This window comes from Roseateles sp., from assembly GCF_031397715.1.
Taxonomy (GTDB): domain Bacteria; phylum Pseudomonadota; class Gammaproteobacteria; order Burkholderiales; family Burkholderiaceae_C; genus Paucibacter_A.
Genome location: NZ_JANNMI010000068.1, coordinates 1 through 2,774, shown reverse-complemented (window position 1 = coordinate 2,774; position 2,774 = coordinate 1). Strand labels below are relative to the sequence as shown.

The following is a 2,774-nucleotide window of genomic DNA, read 5'->3' as shown; positions in this document are numbered from 1 at the left end:
CCGCAGCAGTTCGAGGATGCGCTGGCCAGTGGCGTGACGACGATGTTGGGCGGCGGCACCGGCCCGGCCACCGGCACCCTTGCCACCACCTGCACGCCCGGCCCCACCAACCTGGCCCGCATGCTGCAGGCGGCCGAGGGCTTTGCGATGAATATCGGCTTTCTCGGCAAGGGCAATGCCAGCCGACCCGAAGGCCTGCGCCAGCAGATCGAAGGCGGTGCCATTGGCCTCAAGCTGCACGAGGATTGGGGCACGACGCCGTCGGCGATCGACTGCTGCCTGGGCGTGGCCGAGGAGACCGACACGCAGGTCTCCATCCACAGTGACACGCTGAACGAATCGGGCTTTGTCGAAGACACCATCGCCGCCACCCAGGGCCGCACGCTCTGCGCTTTCCACACCGAAGGCGCCGGCGGCGGCCATGCGCCCGACATCTTGCGCGTGGTCGGCGAGCAGAATTTTTTACCCTCGTCGACCAACCCGACCATGCCCTACACGGTCAACACCGTCGACGAGCATCTGGACATGTTGATGGTCTGTCACCACCTCGACGCCAGCATTGCCGAGGACCTGGCCTTTGCCGAGAGCCGCATCCGGCGCGAGACCATTGCGGCGGAAGACGTGCTGCACGATCTCGGCGCGATCAGCATGTTCTCCAGCGACAGCCAGGCGATGGGCCGCATCGGCGAGATGGTGCTGCGCTGCTGGCAGACCGCCCATCAGATGAAGCAGCAGCGCGGCGCATTGGCCGGCGACAGCTCGCGCAACGACAACACCCGTGCCAAGCGCTATATCGCCAAGTACACGATCAACCCGGCGATCGCAAATGGCATTGCGCATGAGGTCGGCAGCATTGAGGTCGGCAAGTGGGCCGATCTGGTGTTCTGGAAGCCCAAGTTCTTCGGCGTCAAGCCGGCCCTGGTGATGAAGGGCGGCTTCATCGCCGTGGCCGCGATGGGCGACCCCAACGCCAGCATCCCGACGCCGCAGCCGGTCCATTACCGGCCGATGTTCGGCAGCTTCGGCGGTGCCATCGCGGGCGGTTCGCTGACCTTTGTCAGCCAGGCGGCTGTCAGCAGTGATTTGGGCGGTCAGCTGGGTTTGCGCAAGACGGTGGTGGCGGTGAAGAACTGCCGCAACGTCAAGAAGCGCGACATGATCCACAACGCTTACGCGCCGAAGATGCAGATTGATGCGCAGACCTATGAGGTGCGGGCGGATGGCATTTTGTTGACTTGCGAGCCGGCGGTGGTGTTGCCGTTGGCGCAGAGGTACTTCTTGTTTTGAGGCGGGGCTGGGTTTGTTGCAGCTGGAGTTTGGCTGCCCGAAGTTGGAAACCTGTTTTGTCTAAGACTCTGACCCTCGGCGTGTTTGCTTTCCCAGCACGATGCCGGGGGTTCGGCCCGGCGGCCGACCCCCTTCTCTTGCGTTCGCCAAGAGAAGTGGGCAAGAGAAGGCGACCCTGCCGCATGGCCCTGCGGGTTCGCTCAGATGCTCAAATTTGCCGGGCCGCGCCCAACTCACTGCGCTACGCTGCGTTCAGACAAGGGGCGCGAAGCCAGTTCTTGAAGTCGCTGCGCGACGCCCGGCAAATTCTCCGCTCTTCGCCCATGCAGAAGGGGCGAACTCCAAAGAACACGGCTCGCTACGCATCGCCTGGATGGGTGCTGCGCTGCGCGTAAGCACCTTGCTAGTCGATGCCGTGAGGGGCGGGTCTAGCCTATATTTTTGAGACCTGACTCCGGTGGTTGGCGACAATTACCTTGGCCGGCCAGGGTAATTGACGCCGACCAGGCCGGCCTTTCCCAGTGTGCGAATGCGCCAGGCCATCGACTCAGCCCGAGGCTGACAGTTGTACAGCCAACGCATCGGCACCGTCGAGCCCGTGTTTGCGAATCTACGTCACAACAAACGTTTGAACCACCGGGGCCAAGCCAAGGTCAAGACGCACTGGAGTCTGTATTGCCTGGTGCACAACATTGAAAAGCTTTCGAAGGCGGGCTTCGGGCAAACCGGGATTCAATAATCTGGCTCGCAAGCGGCACAATCGCCATCGGGCTGCGCTCAGGGGCAGTGCAAACATCATCCAGGCCATTTCAACAATGAACCCAGTACCCGATTGGACAGACACTCATACGCGCCGGACGGCAGGAGTGACTGTGGATTCGTGGCTATTGGACAGCCTCGTTATACGTCTCTTCAGCGCGGCTATTCTTTCTTTGTGTGCCTTGCTCTTGTCGGGGTGTGCGTCGCCCATTACGACGGCGCTCGCGCCGGCAATACCGGCGTTACTGGCAAAGAACTCGCACCCACTTGTTGGCGCTCCTCCTGCTTGTGCTTGTTGGGTCTATGGGCATGACTCTAAGATGGGCGACGACGAAGTCCTGGTATCACTCACCTCCAACGCATGCAGACTTCGGGTCGCTGGAGTTATCGTCGATCTTGAGCAGAATGAGCGCACGACGAGAGGCGGCGAAGTTCAAATGACCTTCAGCTCTGGCGAGCACAGAGTGAAGCTTTGGCTGAAGGAAGTGGAATTCAAGTCCGAATGCTCGCTGCACAGTGATCCCCCCTCGCAGGGTTCGTGTTTTCTTGGAAAGCTGAACGTCCAACATGGAAGTCAGAATTCTTACGTGCCGGTAAAGGTGCTTTGTGGATGCTGAGACGAATAACCTGTCTACAGGGACTTCCCTCAAGGTCAATCGTCTACATCGCTGAATCCTTTGGCTTTGTTTTCCTTCAAGACCTGTGTTCTGGCGAGTGGCAGCGCAACG

General features: G+C 60.7%; 2 protein-coding genes. Both read left to right on the top strand.

All coding sequences use genetic code 11. The annotated features are described in order from the left end of the window. A partial coding sequence (gene ureC / locus RMO57_RS03055; RefSeq protein WP_310384097.1) for an urease subunit alpha occupies positions 1-1,287 on the top strand: 1,287 nt, incomplete at its 5' end. Between the two features lie 565 nt (positions 1,288-1,852). Continuing rightward, on the top strand, positions 1,853-2,026 hold the full coding sequence (locus RMO57_RS03050) for a transposase (RefSeq protein ID WP_310384095.1): 174 nt from the start codon (positions 1,853-1,855) through the stop codon (positions 2,024-2,026). Positions 2,027-2,774: the final 748 nt, after the last annotated feature.